This window comes from Devosia algicola (genome assembly GCF_028816455.1).
GTDB classification, from domain to species: domain Bacteria; phylum Pseudomonadota; class Alphaproteobacteria; order Rhizobiales; family Devosiaceae; genus Devosia; species Devosia algicola.
Genome location: NZ_CP118246.1, coordinates 2,017,113 through 2,032,050, shown reverse-complemented (window position 1 = coordinate 2,032,050; position 14,938 = coordinate 2,017,113). Strand labels below are relative to the sequence as shown.

The following is a 14,938-nucleotide window of genomic DNA, read 5'->3' as shown; positions in this document are numbered from 1 at the left end:
ATACCGCCTTTTCAGCGCGACAGGGCGTCAATCGCGTGTGTGCTGGGGCGGTATGAAATAGCGCGCTACGTCCTTGAAGATCAGCAGGTCGGCCAGTGAATCGCGCAGGGTGGTGCGGTTGGGTGTGCCGTTGACGATGCTGTCATGAAACGCGTCGAGTTCGATACGAAAGGGGTCCTCGTAGATGGGACCGATGATTTCGGTGTTGGTGTCGGTGTCGCTGGACGAGGTTATCTCAAGGCGCGTCGGCAAGTTACGAATGTAGGGCGTGTCGTAGTTCACCTTGAAATGCTGGTGCTGGGTCAACACTTCTATACCGGCGTCGAAGCGGGAAACCTCGTCGATCACTGCTTCGTAAAGGGCGCTGAAATGGCCGTAATCGAACACTGCCATCACCACTTCCCCACCATGCTGCACGGCATATGTACACGAGTTTGGTGGTCCCAGCAGATCCCTCATGGCCGAAAAACTGTGTGAGGATAATCCGGTCAGGACCTGGTAGGCGCGCAGCGCGTCGGGTGCGCAATGGTCACCCATGATCGAGCGGATCATCGCCTGGGTTCGGCTGCGGCCTTCGGCTAAAAGCGCGGCGGGGCTGTCGATGGGGCGGAAAATATTGCGCGTTTGTGCCACGTAAAATGGCGCCTCGCGGATGATGTCGCGGACACGGACGTGGCGGATATCGGCAAGCGAGGGCAGGCGCTTCTTGAGTTCAAGAAAAGGTCGCGAGAAGCGGCGCATGTAGCCCACGAACACAACTTGGCCTGAGCGCTGTGGGATGTCCAGAATAGGGCGCAGCTGGTCGGCGGTGAGGCAGGCAGGCTTTTCGACAAAAACATGCTTCCCGGATCTGATTGCCTTTTCCAGCAATTCAGCATGGAGATAATCGGGTGTGAGGATGAACACAGCATCCAGAGCCGGATCGCCGATGAGCGCGTCGGCATCGGCATGGCGCGCGGGTTCGCCATAGCGTCCAGCGACATAGTCAACAAGGCTCGGCGACACGTCCGTAATAGCTGATATGTCAAAACGACGATCATCGCTCAGGAGCGGTAGGTGCATCAATTGGGCGACCTCGCCAAGCCCGATGAGGCCCACTTTGACGGGAATGGTCATTTTGCGATTTCGTTCATGTAGGCGAAGTTGCGGATGGCAAGTTGTAACGGTGTTTCGGTGGCGTCGGTGGCGATATCCTGTTCGACGACGACCGGACCGGAAAAATCCCGTTCGGCGAGCAGGGACATTATCGACCCGATATTGACGACGCCGTCAGGCAATGGGCACATCACGCCAGCACCATAGGATTGTGCGACTGACAGGTTTCCGTCCAGCACGCGCTGGCGCACGGCGCTATCGACGTTCTTGAGGTGCATATAGGCGATGCGGGGAAATACGTGCCCCATATAAGCAAGCGGATCCTGATCCCAGAAGGCGTGGTGGCCGGTATCAAAGCATAGATCTATTTCTGTTTGGTCGAGAAGGCGATCGATCTGGTGCTCGCGTTCCACGGCAGTGCCGATATGAGGGTGGAAGCTGAGCTTGAGGCCGAATTCTCCTTCCACAAGGGTCTGGGCGTCACGTACCATGCGGGTCAGCCCGGCCCATCCGGCTTCGTCCAACTCGCCTTCGTGACCTTGGGGGTACCAATTGCTTTCGTCCATGATCACGAGATGATGGGCGCCCAATGAGACCAGAAGCGGTGCCAATTCGCGTAGCGTTTGCATCAGCACGGGTCCGGAGCCAGCGTCACCGAACGAATGGGCATGGGTAGCCCCGATCATCGTCAGATCGCGCTTGGCCAGTTCGTCCTTCAGCAAATTGGAATTTTTGGGCAGGAAGCCGAACGGTCCGAGTTCAGTGCCGCGATAGCCAGCCTGGGCGACTTCATCGAGATATTCCTGCCAGCTATAGTTATTGCCCGTGGGATAATTGATCCCCCAGGAACAGGGGGCATTGGAGATGATCATGGCTTAGGATCCAATATAGATGGGATTGCTTAGCGCGCGACGTATCGTTTGGTCGGCGAGGTTGACGTCCCTGAGTTGCCAGGGCAGTTCCCGCCCCGCAATCAGGGCCTGGAATTCTGTGCCGAGACGCTCTCGGCTGGCATCGGCAACGATCTCGGCACGCAGGAAACGCTGGGCGGTGGAAGCAGGAAATTCAAACTGCCAATCGTCTGTCTCAATCGGTGCCGAGCCGATTTCGCCGCTTGCATCGATCCATGACAGTTGGTCGCCCCTAGCGCCACTGACTGTAACTTGCGCCATGGCAGGACGAACAATGCGCGATCCCATTGGCTGGCCATCGACCGTCACGACGAGGGAAGGACCGTTCGGACTCTCAGTGATATAGCCGTGTCCCGTCTTCATGGCCGCGAGGACCGCGTCTTCACTGAGTTCGGGCAGCCACAACACGGTGGTCGGGCGCGCCAACACCAGCGGTCCCTCCGGCATCAGTCGGGCGGGTTGATGGTAATCAGAGCCACCGATGGCCGATATCCGGAGGCCTGAGGCCAGCCTTTGCTGCCAGCGCTCGAGCGCGATCCAGTTCCAGGCCAGCCAAGTTGACTGCCATACTTCCTGACAATCGGCCTCTGGCAGCTCATAGTCCCAGGCGATGGGTGGTTTGTCGTGGTTGATCGACAATAGCCCGCCCTTGTCATGAACCAATCGTGTCAGGGTGTGGGCGTCGCTCGGGCGGGTCATGCGGAAGTCGATCCACTCATCAACGCCAAACACATTGGCGTGTCCCTCGGCGGTGGTTACTTCCATGGCCCGAACGAATACCAGGTCCGCTGATGATTTGGGGTGGAAATAGCGACGCTGGCTGGTGGTGTTGTGATCGGCAACGGCGAGAAAATCGAGGCCGGCTTGCAGCGCTGCCGCGTGCAGCACTTCTGGTGCGCCCTTCGCATCAGAATGGAATGTATGGCAGTGCAGATCGCCCTTGTACCAACCAGCCTGCGCGCGCACCGGAAATGTGCGCACCGGTTGTGGCGCCACCGACCGGGGCGCGGCGTCGATGGCAATGCTGACGCTGATGTCAGTGTCGCCGTCGGGCAGTTTGTAGAACCCAAGGACGATGTTCCAGCGGCCCGGGTGAATGTCGCCGTGCACATAGCCGGGCGTCGCGTCGTCGGTCGCGATGAAAAAGCTATCGCGCGCACCGCCGCTCCAGCCGCGAAAACCCACATTGGTGGGATAGCCGGTGTCGCGGGGATCAAAGACGCCAAGGTCGATGATGCAGTTCTCGGCTTTGGGATAGGCAAGGGTGACGTCGATACGCGTGGTACCCGCAGGTACCTCGAACGGAATATAAAAATAGGGATTGGCGGCTTGGTCGGCGCGAGTGACCTTGGCGGCTATCGTCTGGCTCACAGCGCTCTCTCCCCGTCCTCGACAATACGGTTGCCGGTGTTGTCGAACAGATGCACGTGCTCGCGCGAGAAACCAAGCGTCACCGACTTGTCCAGCGCGATATGGTCATCGGTAAAGATGCGAGCCGTGACACGCGAGCCATCTTGGCGCTCGATGGTGACCAGGCTCTCGGGCCCCATATTTTCATTGGCGAACAATTCGCCGTTTAAGGTGTTTAGCGCGCCGGTCTCGGCAATGGCGAGGTGTTCTGGACGGATACCCAAGGTCAGAGTCTTCCCGGCGGCAAGCGCCGTGGCAATGTCGGCGGACATCGGCAGTCCGCCTAGCGTCAGGCCGTCTGCAGACAATTTCAACTGCCCATCGCCTTGTGTGGCCTCTACCGGCACCAGATTCATCGGCGGGTTGCCAACAAAGTTGGCAACGAAGGTTGTCGCGGGGCGACGATAGATTTCGATGGGGGAGTCGTATTGAACGATGCGGCCCTGATCCATCACCGCAATGCGTGTGGCCAGCGCCATGGCTTCGGCCTGATCGTGGGTAACGTACACTGCGGTCATGCCCATATCGCGCTGCAAGTGGTTGAGAAAGCCGCGCGCCTCGAGGCGCAACTTAGCGTCGAGATTGGAGAGCGGTTCGTCAAACAGATAGACTTGGGATGGATAGACAAGCGCCCGCGCCAGCGAGGTGCGCTGCTGTTGGCCGCCCGAAATCTGGCTCGGCAACCGGTCAAGCAGATGCCCGATCTTGAGAACATCGGCCACTTCTCTGGCACGATCATGACGCTTGGCCACCGACTCCCCGCGAACCTTGAGTGGATAGGCGATATTGTCGGCAAGGTTCATGTGCGGATAGAGCGCATAATCCTGAAATACCATCGAGATTTGGCGGTCCTTGGGATGAAAACCGGTCACGTCCTTTCCCCCGATCATCACCTGTCCGGAGGTCGGCGTTTCCAGCCCCGATATCATGCGCAAGGCTCGTCGTCTTGCCGCAACCAGACGGTCCGAGCAGACAGACGAACTCACCGTCGCCAATGGAAAAACTCACATCAGAAACGGCCTTGAAGGTGCCGAAGGCTTTGGTGATGTTGCGAAATTCGACTGATGCCATGATACGTTAGGCCTTGATGCCGCCAAAGAACCGGAAGCCGAACTTCCAGCTGACGAAGAGATAAAGTGCGATGACGGGGAGGGAGTAAAGCAATGAATAGGCTGCCAGCAGGGTGACGATGGGCGTGCCTGCTTCGGAATAAAACGAATAGATGGCCACCGAGGCGGGCATGTTGGTATCGCTTCGCAGCAGAATGAACGGGATCAGGAAACTGCCCCAGATGTTGACGAAACCCCAGACAACTATCACCACGATGCCCGGGCGAATGACGGGTAGCGCGACGTCAAAGAATGCCTGTACGGGCGACGCACCCGCGACCATAGCGCTTTCCTCATAGGATTTGGGAATCGAGTCGATGAAGTCGCGCAGAATGAACATGGCGGTGGGCAATAGCCCGCCTGCAAAGGTCAGAATGACGGCCAGGTGAGTATCGATGAGCCCGGCGGCTGATACGATGAGGAAAATCGGCACCATGGCTGCTGAGCCGGAAACAACAGAGGAAAATAGCAGCAGAATGTAAGTAACGGCCCCCTTGCCCGGCAGCGATGAGCGAGACAGTGCATAGGCGGCAAGTGTTGCGGTGGCCCCGACCAATATGACGCCGCCAACCGATTGGAGTACGCTGTTCCATAGCGCCCTTACGGCGAAACCATTGCCGAAGACGGTAACAAAATTGGCGAGTGTCCAAGGATCAGGCATGGCGAGGCCAAGGCTCTGCCCGGGCATTGAACGGCGCGAACAGAAACCACAATAGCGGCAATGCGAAAACGGCACCGATCAACGCGGCCAGGGCTGAAAAGGCAATGCGGCCTACAAAGGCGGGCACGGTGAGCTTCATGATCCTCAGCCTTTCTTCTTGCGGCCGATGCTGAGATAGATCAGTGCAAAGGCGAGATTGATCAACATCATGATGACGCCCACAGCCGCGCCCTTGCCAAACTGGAAGTCGTGAAAAGCAACACGATAGTTATAGATGGACACCAACTCGGTGCGGTAGCTGGGTCCGCCATTGGTCAGCAGGAACGGGGTGAAGGTATTGAAAGTCCACATGGTGATGAGGATCAGATCAGTGACAATGTGTCCCCGGATCAGCGGCAGGCCGATATCACGAAATTTCTGCCATGAGGTGGCACCGGCCACGTCCGCCGCCTGGAAATAGCTGGGCGAGATCGAGGAAAAGGCGGACCCGAACAGCATCATGGAGAAAGCAGCGCCGCGCCAGGTGTTGAACACCACGATGACCCAGAAAGGTTGATCGAGCAGAAAATCGCCTCGGGGCAAGCCGACACTGGTCAACATGGCATTGAGGGTTCCCTGATCGCGATCCAGGAAGGCGAACCAGGCAAAGCCGATGACCACTTCGGGCAGAATCCAGGCGGCGATGACGAATGTTTCGGTGATGCGCTTGACCCATGGCGGTACGGTTTGGATCAGCCATGCCAGTAGCAAACCGAGTAACGCCTGACCAATCAGTGCCGAGGCGAGCACGAACTGAACGGTGAGGATTAGCGAAAAACCGAACTGTCCTCGCTGTAAAAAATTGCCGGGATCGAACAGCGAAAAATAGTTGGCCAGCCCGACAAATTCGGGATTGAGGGCGGTTTTGCCCAGCAACGTCCGATTGGTGAACGAAACAAAAATCACCCAGAAGAAGGGAACGATGACAAAGACCGACACCAACAGTCCAGCTGGTGTCAGGAAGGCTGCGCCTGCCCTGTTTGACAGGAGGGCGAAGTTCCTGACCTTTCGACGAGGTCGGTCGGAGGCGGGTTCTGAAGTCATCTGGACCTGCGTGATGGGTGATGTGCAGCACCCGGCATCGCATGGGACGCCGGGTGCCAGAGGGACGCGTTAAAGCAGGCTGACGGTGTTTTCTTCGCCTACAATGCCAATGACCGAAGCCTTGTATTGGGCCATGGCTTCCTCGGGCGACAGTTCACCGGACACGACGGCTTCCGTCATGCGCTGAATCTCTGCCGACACCGCATTATAGTTCTCGTCATTAGGACGAGCCGTGGTGAGTGGCAGGAGAGTTCGACTGGTTTCAGTCAGGAAGGGGCTGTCGGGGATTTCAACATCGGTGCGGGCCGTGATGCGCGGCTGAATGGCCTGAAATGCGTTCTGCATTTCCGGCTCGTTCATGAACGAGAGCAGGGCCCAGGCTTCCTTGGGTGCATCCGTTGCCGGGTTAAGAACGAACCCCGTGCCGCCGGAAATGGTCACGAAATCCTGCCCGCGAATGCCCATGCCGGGTTTTTCGGCCGGCACCTTTGCCCAACCCATGACCTTGTCGCGATCCGCCACGGCGAACTCGGAACCTTCAGCGGTCACAGAGCGGTAGAAATAGTCACCTTCGAACAATAAGGCGGTCACACCGTCTCGGAAATTAGCAAAGGAGCGATTGCGACCGTCGGCCAGGAGTTGGGCACGCTGGTCGCCAAGTTGCTCGTCGACATAAATGGTCTTGTAGAGGTTGAGGGTATCCAGGATGCCCTGGCTGGAAACGATATATTTCCCGCTGTCGTCCATCACGCCTTCACCGGTGCCCAGTAGCGCCAACCAATACCCCTGCATCGTTGTGGCTTCGCCCATCGCCACGCCAGCATTGAGCCTGGATGGGGAAGCTATCCGGGCGAACTTTTTTAATGGCGCGGCCCGCGTCGAGAACGTCTTCCCACGATTTAGGCTGCCAAGTGTCGGCGTCGATGCCCGCTTCGGTCAAAATATCCTTGCGGGTATAAATCATGCGCACATCCGTACCCAGCGGAATGCCGTAATACTTGCCCTGGTATTGCATCAGGGCCTTGGAGCCATCCGACAGTGCGGCCCAACCGGACCAGTTGTCGACGTCAGGACCAGCGACCTCATCGAGTGGTTTGAGCAGTCCACCTTCAACGAAGCTGGGGATGAGAAAGCCGTCAAAGGCGGTGACGTCAGCGCCAGCACCGGTGGAGAAGTCGAGCGCCAACTGCTGGGTAAGCTGGGCATCCTCGCCACCGAACTGGTTGAGATTGACCTTGATGTCAGGATGGGCGGCCTCGAATGCCGGAATGACGCTGTCCTGAATCCACTGGGCTGTACCACTGTTGGTGCCGCCAATGACGCAGCGACAGGTAATGTCCAGATCGACAGCGAACGCGGGCCCAACAAGGGCCGCAGCGCTAACGAAGCTGAGCGCTAGACAACGCAGACGATTGCTCATCGTAATATTCCTCCCGTTTGATGGCTCCGATTTAGTCGGTAGCCAGTGTTGGCTCTCCCGTTGGGGATGCAGCATCGTTAGAATGAACACGTTTTCACTTCGCGTCAATGTGGAGAATTAGATAACCGAAATTCGATGTCGAACTCGACGTCAAGTGCTCAATATTTGCGGCAAATTGTGGTAATGGCGCACTTTGCGGGCATTCTGGCCTCTATGTGGCTTGACTCGTCGCCGCAAGCGAGGTCAGAAAGTTGTACACGATTTCATCGTTGCAGGTGCGGGGCAGAAGTGTGAACGAAGACACGAGGTTGACACAGGGTCGCGTCACGGCCGCGATGATTGCGGATCGCGCCAATGTGTCGCGCGTGGCGGTATCGCGAGCCTTTAACCCCCACACCTCGCTCAAGGCAGAAAAACGCGAGTTGATCCTGCGCATAGCCCAGGAACTGAATTATACGCCCGATCGGGCGGCTCGCGCACTGGTCAGTGGTCGGTCGCATCTTGTCGGTGTTATCGTGCCCGATGTTTGCAGCCACTGGGAAAGCCAGGAAATCGATGCGCTGACAACAGCGCTTCAGAATGAGGGTTTTGCCACGCTCCTTTTCAAGACGCGCACCGACTTCAGCATGGACGAAAAATTGCTGGCCTATATGCGCGGCTTCAATCCGGACTCGGTGGTCGCCTTTGTCGAGAACGTCAAGCCAGCGACACTCGCCAGATTTCTGGATCGCGCGGTGCCAATCTATGTGCACTATCCCAGTTCCGATGAGGACGATCAGCCCGAGACGGGCCCGTTGCACGACCGCATGAACGTGTTGCAGCGCGCGGGAGTTGAGCAGGCGGTGGCGCTGCTGCAGGGCTATGGCGCCAGACGCATCGCCTATGTTTCGGGCGTCAACAAATCACGCGCCAACACCGCCCGCGAGCAGATGTTGCGTTTGGTAATGGCCGAGCGGGGGTTGCCGCCGCCGATCATCGCCCCCAGCGACTTCAGTTATGACAGAGCCTATGGCGCCACGCTCGACCTGTTTCGCCTCGAGGGCGGGGCGGACGCGATTTTTGCTGCCAATGACGTCGGTGCCTTCGGTGTTCTCGACGCCTTACGGCATGAGCTGGGGCTGCGCGTGCCCGAGGACGTCAAAGTCGTCGGCTTCGATGATATCGCTCAGTCGCACTGGAAAAGCTACAACCTGACCACTGTCAAATTTGACCTCAAGGATCGGGTAAGCGCCCTGGTCCGCTTGATCCTCCGGCGGTTAAACAACCCTGATGCACCCGCGCTTCAGGAAACTCTGCAAACCCGGCTCGTGGTGCGCGGTACCGTGGGTTGATGGAGCGGTTATGATGGGCAAACGCATCCACTTGATCTTCAAGACTCACCTCGATATCGGCTTTACCGACCACGCCGCACGGGTTCGGCAGCAATATCATGAGCAGTTCATCCCGCAGGCAATTGCGACAGGCGAGCATTTTTTTGCCGAGAATGCGCGGCATCCGGCCTTTATATGGACAACGGGCGCGTGGCTGATCTGGGACCACCTCAACACTCAGGATGCTGCCAAAGTCAGGCACCTGGAACAAGCAATCGAGCGCGGCCTCATCACCTGGCATGCGCTGCCGTTCACCACCCATACGGAATTGATGTCACCAGCCTTGTTTCGGGCCGGGCTGAGTTATGCGCAGGAGTTGGATAAGCGCTTTGGTCGGGCCAGCGTCGCCGCGAAGATGACGGACGTTCCGGGCCATACAATCGGCATGGTGCCGCTTATGGCCGACGCGGGAATCAAATTCTTGCATCTCGGCGTCAATACCGCGAGCCCGGTGCCGGAGGTGCCGCCGATCTTTCGCTGGCGCGCGCCGGACGGATCGGAGTTGGTGGTGATGTATCAAGCCTCGTACGGTGCGACCGATTTCCCCGCCGGGCCAGATATCGGCCTGAGCTTTGCCCACACCAATGATAATATTGGTCCTCAGAGCGTCGGCCAGACAGTTGATGCTCTGCGCGCGCTGCGTCATGCCCATCCAGACGCGGATATCGCCGCCTCGACGCTCGATGCATTTGGTCTTGAGATGTGGTCCCGTCGCGAGCAGTTTCCCGTCCTGGAACAGGACATCGGCGATAGCTGGATACATGGTACGGCCAGTGATCCACTCAAGCTGGCGCAGTTCCGCGCCTTGCAGCGGCTCTATGACGGTTTTGAAACGCTGACGCCACCGCGTCGTGCCTTTGGTCGCGGCCTGACGCTGGTGGCCGAACATACGTGGGGCGTCGATATCAAGACTTATCTGCGCGACGATACGGCTTGGGACCGGCCAGCTTTTGAGGCGGCGCGGCGGGGTGACTATCGTTTTAGCTACGCAGAAAAGTCGTGGGTCGAGCAAAGAGACTATATTTCACGGACAATCGAGGCTTTGAGCGGAGCGGATCGCGCGGCGGCAGAGTCATCTCTGGCAGAATTGATGCCGGCGCCGGCTACGGCGTTCAAGCCCGGTACGCGGTTGGTCGACAATGGATGGACCGCGACGCTTGATCCATCGACTGGTGATATTGACCGGCTGGTGGCACCCGACGGCCGTGCCCTTGAGGGCCGATCCAGATCGTTGATGGGATACCGACACGAAAGCTATGATTGGAGTGAACTGCAACGGCATCTCGATAGCTATTTGCAGCACCGTGAGGAATGGGCGATTCTGGACCATGACAAACCGGGCCTTGCCAAGGCACGAACCGCCCATACAGGCAGCTTTGCGCCGATCCATGATGGTGTTGGCGCAGACGGGCGGACGGCCGTTTCGAGGTTGCCAGAACAGGCCCGACAGCAGCTGGGTGGATCTGACCGTCATGAACTTTCTGTCCGTGGCGTTGATGCGAACACGGTCGAGATAAGTCTGGTTCTGCGGGACAAACCCGCCAATCGCATGCCGGAAGCGGGATTTCTTACCCTGACCCCTGCGCTCGCAGAACGCTGGCAATTGCACAAATTGGGGCTATGGAATTCTGGTGACAATATCGCCCGGCGCGGCGGTGGGCAGTTGCAGGCGGTGGACGCGGTGCGTGCCGACACCCCGTCGGGGCAGCTGACCGTCAGTCTGCTCGACAGCGCCTTGGTGGCGGCCGCGTCGGCACCCTTCATGCCGTTCCAGCAAGACGTACCGGATTATGACCAGGGCCTGCGCTTCAATCTCTACAACAACAAATGGGGGACCAACTTCCCCATGTGGTGGGAGGGAACGATCATTTTCAGGGTGCTTCTGACGCTGACGTGAGCGCCAATCGCCGGGTTTGGAGGCGGGTGTTGCGGGCGCGGTAACTGCCGATGACCGTTGGTCTAGTTTGCCTGGCTATAATTGTCCTGATGATACAATCGGTTGGCGCGGTTCAGGTGGGCTTCTGTAACCCTCGCCGTTTCCTCCGGATCACCTTTTTTGATCGCCTCAACAATTTGCCAATGTTCGTCAAGCGTGATGCGTTCGAGGCCAGGTTTGCGAACCAGGTCGAAATGGAATTGTGCCAACCACCCGAACAGCGACTGGCTTAGCGAGGAAAAGATCGGGTTGCCACTGATAAGCGCGATGCGATGATGAAAATCACCATCCGCCTTGAGGAATGCGGGGGCATTTAATCGGACGCTGTCCTGTCGCGCCAATATCGCCTCCAAGTCCTCAATGTCGGCCGGTGTTCGCTTGCGCGCGGCGATCCGACCGACCTCCATTTCGAATGTGGCACGGGCCTCCTTGAGGTGGCTCAGTGAGGTCGAGGAGTGGATGAGCAGGTGTCGCATGGTCTCGCTCATCTGGTCGACCATCCGGTCGAACGATGGCTCGGCAATGCGTGGCCTCTCGCCATGCTTTATCTCGATGAGCCCCATGCGCTTGAGGTTCTGCATCGCCTCGCGAATTGCCGGTCGTCCTACGGAATAGGTTTCCATCAATTCGCGTTCGGACGGGAGCGGGTCGCCGGGGCGCAGCTTCTCAGCATGAATGAACGACAGCAGTCGACTCTGAACCTGGTCAGAGAGTTTTACGCGCGCAATGGGTTTATCGATACTCATGATACCTGCTGTCTAGTCGCGATCACGGATTCCCGCAAGTTGAGAGCGTTGTGCTGTCCTGTTTCGCGGCGGCAAAGGTTGCCTACGGATCTCATCCCAAGGCGGCGCCCCTGGTCATCAGGAAAACCGAGTACAATGAGCTGGTTCCGCAAATGAACAGTCTGTTGCGCTTTTCGCCACCAAAAGTCAGGTTACCGACCCGTTCTGGCAGAATGATCTTGCCGAGCAGGGTCCCATCTGGATCGAAGCAGTGAACGCCGTCAAAGGCGCTCGTCCATATCCTGCCATCCTGGTCAATTCGAAATCCGTCGAAAAATCCCGCGTCGCAGGTCGCGAATACATCACCGCCCGTCAGCCGACCATCGGAATTCACGATAAACCGGCGAATGTGTGCCGGGCCGTTTTTCTGGTGTGATGCGCCTGAGTCAGCAACATATAGAGCCTGTTCGTCAGGCGAAAACGCCAGCCCGTTCGGTTGCACGAAATCGTCGGCAAGCTTGTTTACGACACCGGTATTGGGATCAATTCTATAGAGATTGGACCGACCGATCTCCGATTCTGAGATGCTACCCTCATAATCGGTGATGATGCCGTATGTGGGATCGGTAAACCAAATCGACCCGTCGGAGTGACATACAACATCGTTGGGGGAATTGAGCTTTTTGCCGTCGAAGCTATCAGCCAGTACCGTGACGGTGCCATCATGATTGGTTCGGGTCAGCCGTCGCGTCAGCTGTTCGCAGCTGACCAAACGTCCCTGTCCATCTACTGTGTTACCGTTCGAATTGTTCGCTGGCGTGCGAAAAACCGAGACCACATCGTTGGTTTCGTCCCAGCGCAGCATTCTATTGTTGGGAATATCTGACCATATGAGATAGCGACCTGCTGCAAACCAGGCCGGCCCCTCGGACCAGCGGGCACCTGTCCAGAGCCGCTCAATATATATGTGCGCCGCGATCAACGCCGCGAAACGCTGGTCGATGATTTCGTACCGTGTTCCTTCAAGTTGTCCGAACATATTGTCCCTCCCGGTACCGCGCGCCGCCACGCAATGCCCGGACGCAATCAATCGGGCTTGTCATGTTAGTACTGGTATAATATGTATCTCACATGGCGTCTACTTCGAAGTGTTTTCGACGTCGATCAAAACGGGAGGAAAAAAATGAAACTTGGTTTTGCAGTGGCGCTAGGCGCCTCCATGGTTGTTGCCACCGCGGTGCCAACTTTTGCCTCGCCGGATGCGCCGGTGATTGCACTGACCAACGCGTATTTCGGTAACACTTGGCGTCACCAGATGGTTGATGCATTCGAGGCTGCTGCCAATGAGGCCAAGGCCAATGGCGAGATCGCCGACTTTATCACGATGAACGGGGATGGTTCGGTTGCGCAGCAGAATAGCCAGATTGCGAGCCTCATTCTCAAGCAGGTTGATGTGATCCTGGTTGATGCGGCGTCCGAGACCGCGGTCAATGGCGTGATTGAGAAAGCCTGCGCGGCCGGCATTATCGTTATCTCGTTCGACTCGATTGCAAATGCGCCCTGCAACTATCAACTCAATTTCGACTTCGAGGGCTACAAAGCTACTCAGGCCGAGGCTGTGTTCAAAATGCTCGGTGACAAAGGCAACGTCATTCAGGTGCGGGGCGTGAAGGGTTCGGCGCCTGACAATTCAATCTTCAATACCCAGCAGGCGGTCCTCGAAAAGCACCCAGACATCAAGGTTGTTGCAACGGTCTATGGCCAAGCCACTGCCTCTGTGGCGCAGGACGCGATTACTAACGTGCTGCCCAGCTTGCCTCATGTAGATGCCGTCCTTGCCCAGGGTGGCAGTGATGACGTCGGAATCGCCCAGGCTTTTGTCCAATATGGCGGTGAGTATGAGGGGCACATGCCGATCATCGAAGGCGGCGGTGGTACCGACTTCGTCAAGTGGTGGGCTGAAGAGAATGCCAAGAACGGTTACCAGACGATCTCGATGAACACGACCCCCGGTATTGGCGGTGCAGCGTTCTGGCTTGGCCTGTCGCTTTTGAAGGGTGCTGACGCGCCGAAAATGATGATCATGCCAGTGGCGACGGTCGATGAGAGCAACCTTGCCGAGTACGCCAAGCTACCCGGCGGGCAAATTATCAGCCCGAGCCTATTCGCTGGATTGGGTCAAGGACAACCTTCTCAACAAGTAAGGCATGACTGCCTTGCGGACCAGCATGTTTCCAGGACGCGCCATCGCTGGTGCGTCCGACTCCTGATACCGCCCCGTGGAGGAAGACTTGGCCAACAGCCCTATTGCCGAACGCCAGCTTGAAGGGGATGAGCCCGAGTTCGTGGCATCGAAGCGTGTCGTTAGCCTGACTAATATCACCAAGGCCTTCGGAGCCACTCTTGCCAATAGCGGGATTGACCTGGATGTCCGCGAGGGGGACGTGATCGGTCTCGTCGGAGGGAATGGCGCTGGCAAGTCGACGCTCATGCGCATTCTGAGCGGCGCGCTCGCACCGACCCTTGGCACTATCGCCTTCAATGATGATGAGTTGGATTTTCTGGACTATGGGACCACCGAAGCGCAGCGGCGCGGCATCCGGATGGTTCACCAGGAATTCTCGCTTTGCACCAATTTGTCGGTGGCCGAAAATTTCTTTGTCGAGGCTCCCGACGAGGCACGGTTGCAGCCTGGTTGGCGGCGGCGCTATCAGCACAGGGCCCGGCAGGCACTCGACGCGGTGTTTCCAGACGCTGGCATAGACGTCAATGCCAAGGTTGGTCATCTTGGAATAGGCGAGCGGCAGATGGTCGAAATCGCTCGGGCGACTGCCACCCCTGGCGTTAGACTGATTGTGCTGGATGAGCCGACCTCATCGCTCGATCAGGAGCGGTCGCGCCAATTACGTACCTTTATGCATACAAAGTCGCGCGAAGGGCTCGCCTTCATTTTTATCAGCCACAAGCTGCATGAGATCGTTGATATTGCCACCAAGACGGTTGTGCTACGCAATGGTAGTCTTGCATGGCAAGGGGCGTCCACGGATGCCTCTATAGATCGGCTTGTCGAGGCTCATGGGGGGTGATGTCGACGTCATCCCGAGGAACGCGGCAAATACAACCAGGCCCACTGGGGATACCGTAACGCGCATCGGCGGCCGCTTCACCGAGGGTCTCGGCCGGGATATTGAACTGCATAAGGGCGAAATCGTCGGCCT

The 14,938-nt window shown here is 57.8% G+C and carries 14 protein-coding genes and 2 pseudogenes; 4 read left to right on the top strand and 12 right to left on the bottom strand.

What is annotated here, in order from left to right:
- Positions 1–27: 27 nt before the first annotated feature.
- The 10 genes and pseudogenes from PSQ19_RS10710 to PSQ19_RS10665 all read right to left on the bottom strand — a co-directional run bounded on the left by PSQ19_RS10710 (position 28) and on the right by PSQ19_RS10665 (position 7,689).
- Positions 28–1,116, bottom strand: coding sequence for a Gfo/Idh/MocA family protein (locus PSQ19_RS10710; RefSeq protein WP_282217725.1), 1,089 nt, complete (start codon positions 1,114–1,116; stop codon positions 28–30).
- Positions 1,113–1,967 (bottom strand): sugar phosphate isomerase/epimerase family protein, encoded by an 855-nt coding sequence (locus PSQ19_RS10705; protein WP_282217724.1) that lies wholly within the window; start codon positions 1,965–1,967, stop codon positions 1,113–1,115. The genes PSQ19_RS10710 and PSQ19_RS10705 overlap by 4 nt, the downstream gene beginning before the upstream one ends.
- Before the next feature lie 3 nt (positions 1,968–1,970).
- Positions 1,971–3,377 carry a CehA/McbA family metallohydrolase gene (locus tag PSQ19_RS10700; RefSeq protein WP_282217723.1) on the bottom strand — a complete coding sequence of 469 codons (1,407 nt, stop codon included), beginning with the start codon at positions 3,375–3,377 and terminating at the stop codon, positions 1,971–1,973.
- Positions 3,374–4,345, bottom strand: coding sequence for an ABC transporter ATP-binding protein (locus PSQ19_RS10695; RefSeq protein WP_282217722.1), 972 nt, complete (start codon positions 4,343–4,345; stop codon positions 3,374–3,376). Before PSQ19_RS10695 ends, PSQ19_RS10700 begins: the two co-directional genes overlap by 4 nt.
- A 43-nt stretch (positions 4,346–4,388) precedes the next feature.
- Positions 4,389–4,487: pseudogene (locus PSQ19_RS10690) on the bottom strand (ABC transporter ATP-binding protein); the annotation flags it as partial.
- Between the two features lie 6 nt (positions 4,488–4,493).
- Positions 4,494–5,213: a carbohydrate ABC transporter permease gene (locus PSQ19_RS10685; RefSeq protein WP_282217721.1), complete on the bottom strand. Its 720-nt coding sequence runs from the start codon at positions 5,211–5,213 to the stop codon at positions 4,494–4,496.
- Complete coding sequence (locus PSQ19_RS10680; protein WP_282217720.1) at positions 5,179–5,325, bottom strand: hypothetical protein; 147 nt, start codon at positions 5,323–5,325, stop codon at positions 5,179–5,181. The genes PSQ19_RS10685 and PSQ19_RS10680 overlap by 35 nt, the downstream gene beginning before the upstream one ends.
- Before the next feature lie 5 nt (positions 5,326–5,330).
- Positions 5,331–6,269: a carbohydrate ABC transporter permease gene (locus tag PSQ19_RS10675; protein ID WP_282217719.1), complete on the bottom strand. Its 939-nt coding sequence runs from the start codon at positions 6,267–6,269 to the stop codon at positions 5,331–5,333.
- 69 nt (positions 6,270–6,338) lie between these two features.
- Entirely contained in the window at positions 6,339–7,079 is a 741-nt protein-coding gene (locus PSQ19_RS10670) for an extracellular solute-binding protein (protein ID WP_282217718.1), read from the bottom strand.
- Positions 7,024–7,689, bottom strand: a complete 666-nt coding sequence (locus PSQ19_RS10665) for an ABC transporter substrate-binding protein (protein ID WP_282217717.1) — start codon at positions 7,687–7,689, stop codon at positions 7,024–7,026. Before PSQ19_RS10665 ends, PSQ19_RS10670 begins: the two co-directional genes overlap by 56 nt.
- 290 nt (positions 7,690–7,979) lie before the next feature.
- Between PSQ19_RS10665 and PSQ19_RS10660 the strand changes: the two genes are divergently transcribed.
- Together PSQ19_RS10660 and PSQ19_RS10655 are read left to right on the top strand one after the other, a co-directional pair.
- Complete coding sequence (locus tag PSQ19_RS10660; protein WP_282217716.1) at positions 7,980–9,020, top strand: LacI family DNA-binding transcriptional regulator; 1,041 nt, start codon at positions 7,980–7,982, stop codon at positions 9,018–9,020.
- A 10-nt stretch (positions 9,021–9,030) separates the two neighbouring features.
- The gene (locus PSQ19_RS10655; protein ID WP_282217715.1) at positions 9,031–10,956 is read left to right on the top strand and encodes a DUF5054 domain-containing protein; all 1,926 of its coding nucleotides are present in this window, start codon (positions 9,031–9,033) and stop codon (positions 10,954–10,956) included.
- 62 nt (positions 10,957–11,018) lie between these two features.
- On the opposite strand, the gene nanR is transcribed toward PSQ19_RS10655, so the two are convergent.
- Together nanR and PSQ19_RS10645 are read right to left on the bottom strand one after the other, a co-directional pair.
- Entirely contained in the window at positions 11,019–11,741 is a 723-nt protein-coding gene (nanR, locus tag PSQ19_RS10650) for a transcriptional regulator NanR (protein ID WP_282217714.1), read from the bottom strand.
- 91 nt (positions 11,742–11,832) lie between these two features.
- The gene (locus PSQ19_RS10645; RefSeq protein WP_282217713.1) at positions 11,833–12,759 is read right to left on the bottom strand and encodes an SMP-30/gluconolactonase/LRE family protein; all 927 of its coding nucleotides are present in this window, start codon (positions 12,757–12,759) and stop codon (positions 11,833–11,835) included.
- A 144-nt stretch (positions 12,760–12,903) separates the two neighbouring features.
- On the opposite strand from PSQ19_RS10645, the pseudogene PSQ19_RS10640 reads away from it, so the two are divergent.
- Positions 12,904–13,924: pseudogene (locus tag PSQ19_RS10640) on the top strand (substrate-binding domain-containing protein).
- A gap of 87 nt (positions 13,925–14,011) precedes the next feature.
- Positions 14,012–14,806: an ATP-binding cassette domain-containing protein gene (locus PSQ19_RS10635; RefSeq protein ID WP_282217712.1), complete on the top strand. Its 795-nt coding sequence runs from the start codon at positions 14,012–14,014 to the stop codon at positions 14,804–14,806.
- The last annotated feature ends 132 nt before the right edge of the window (positions 14,807–14,938 follow it).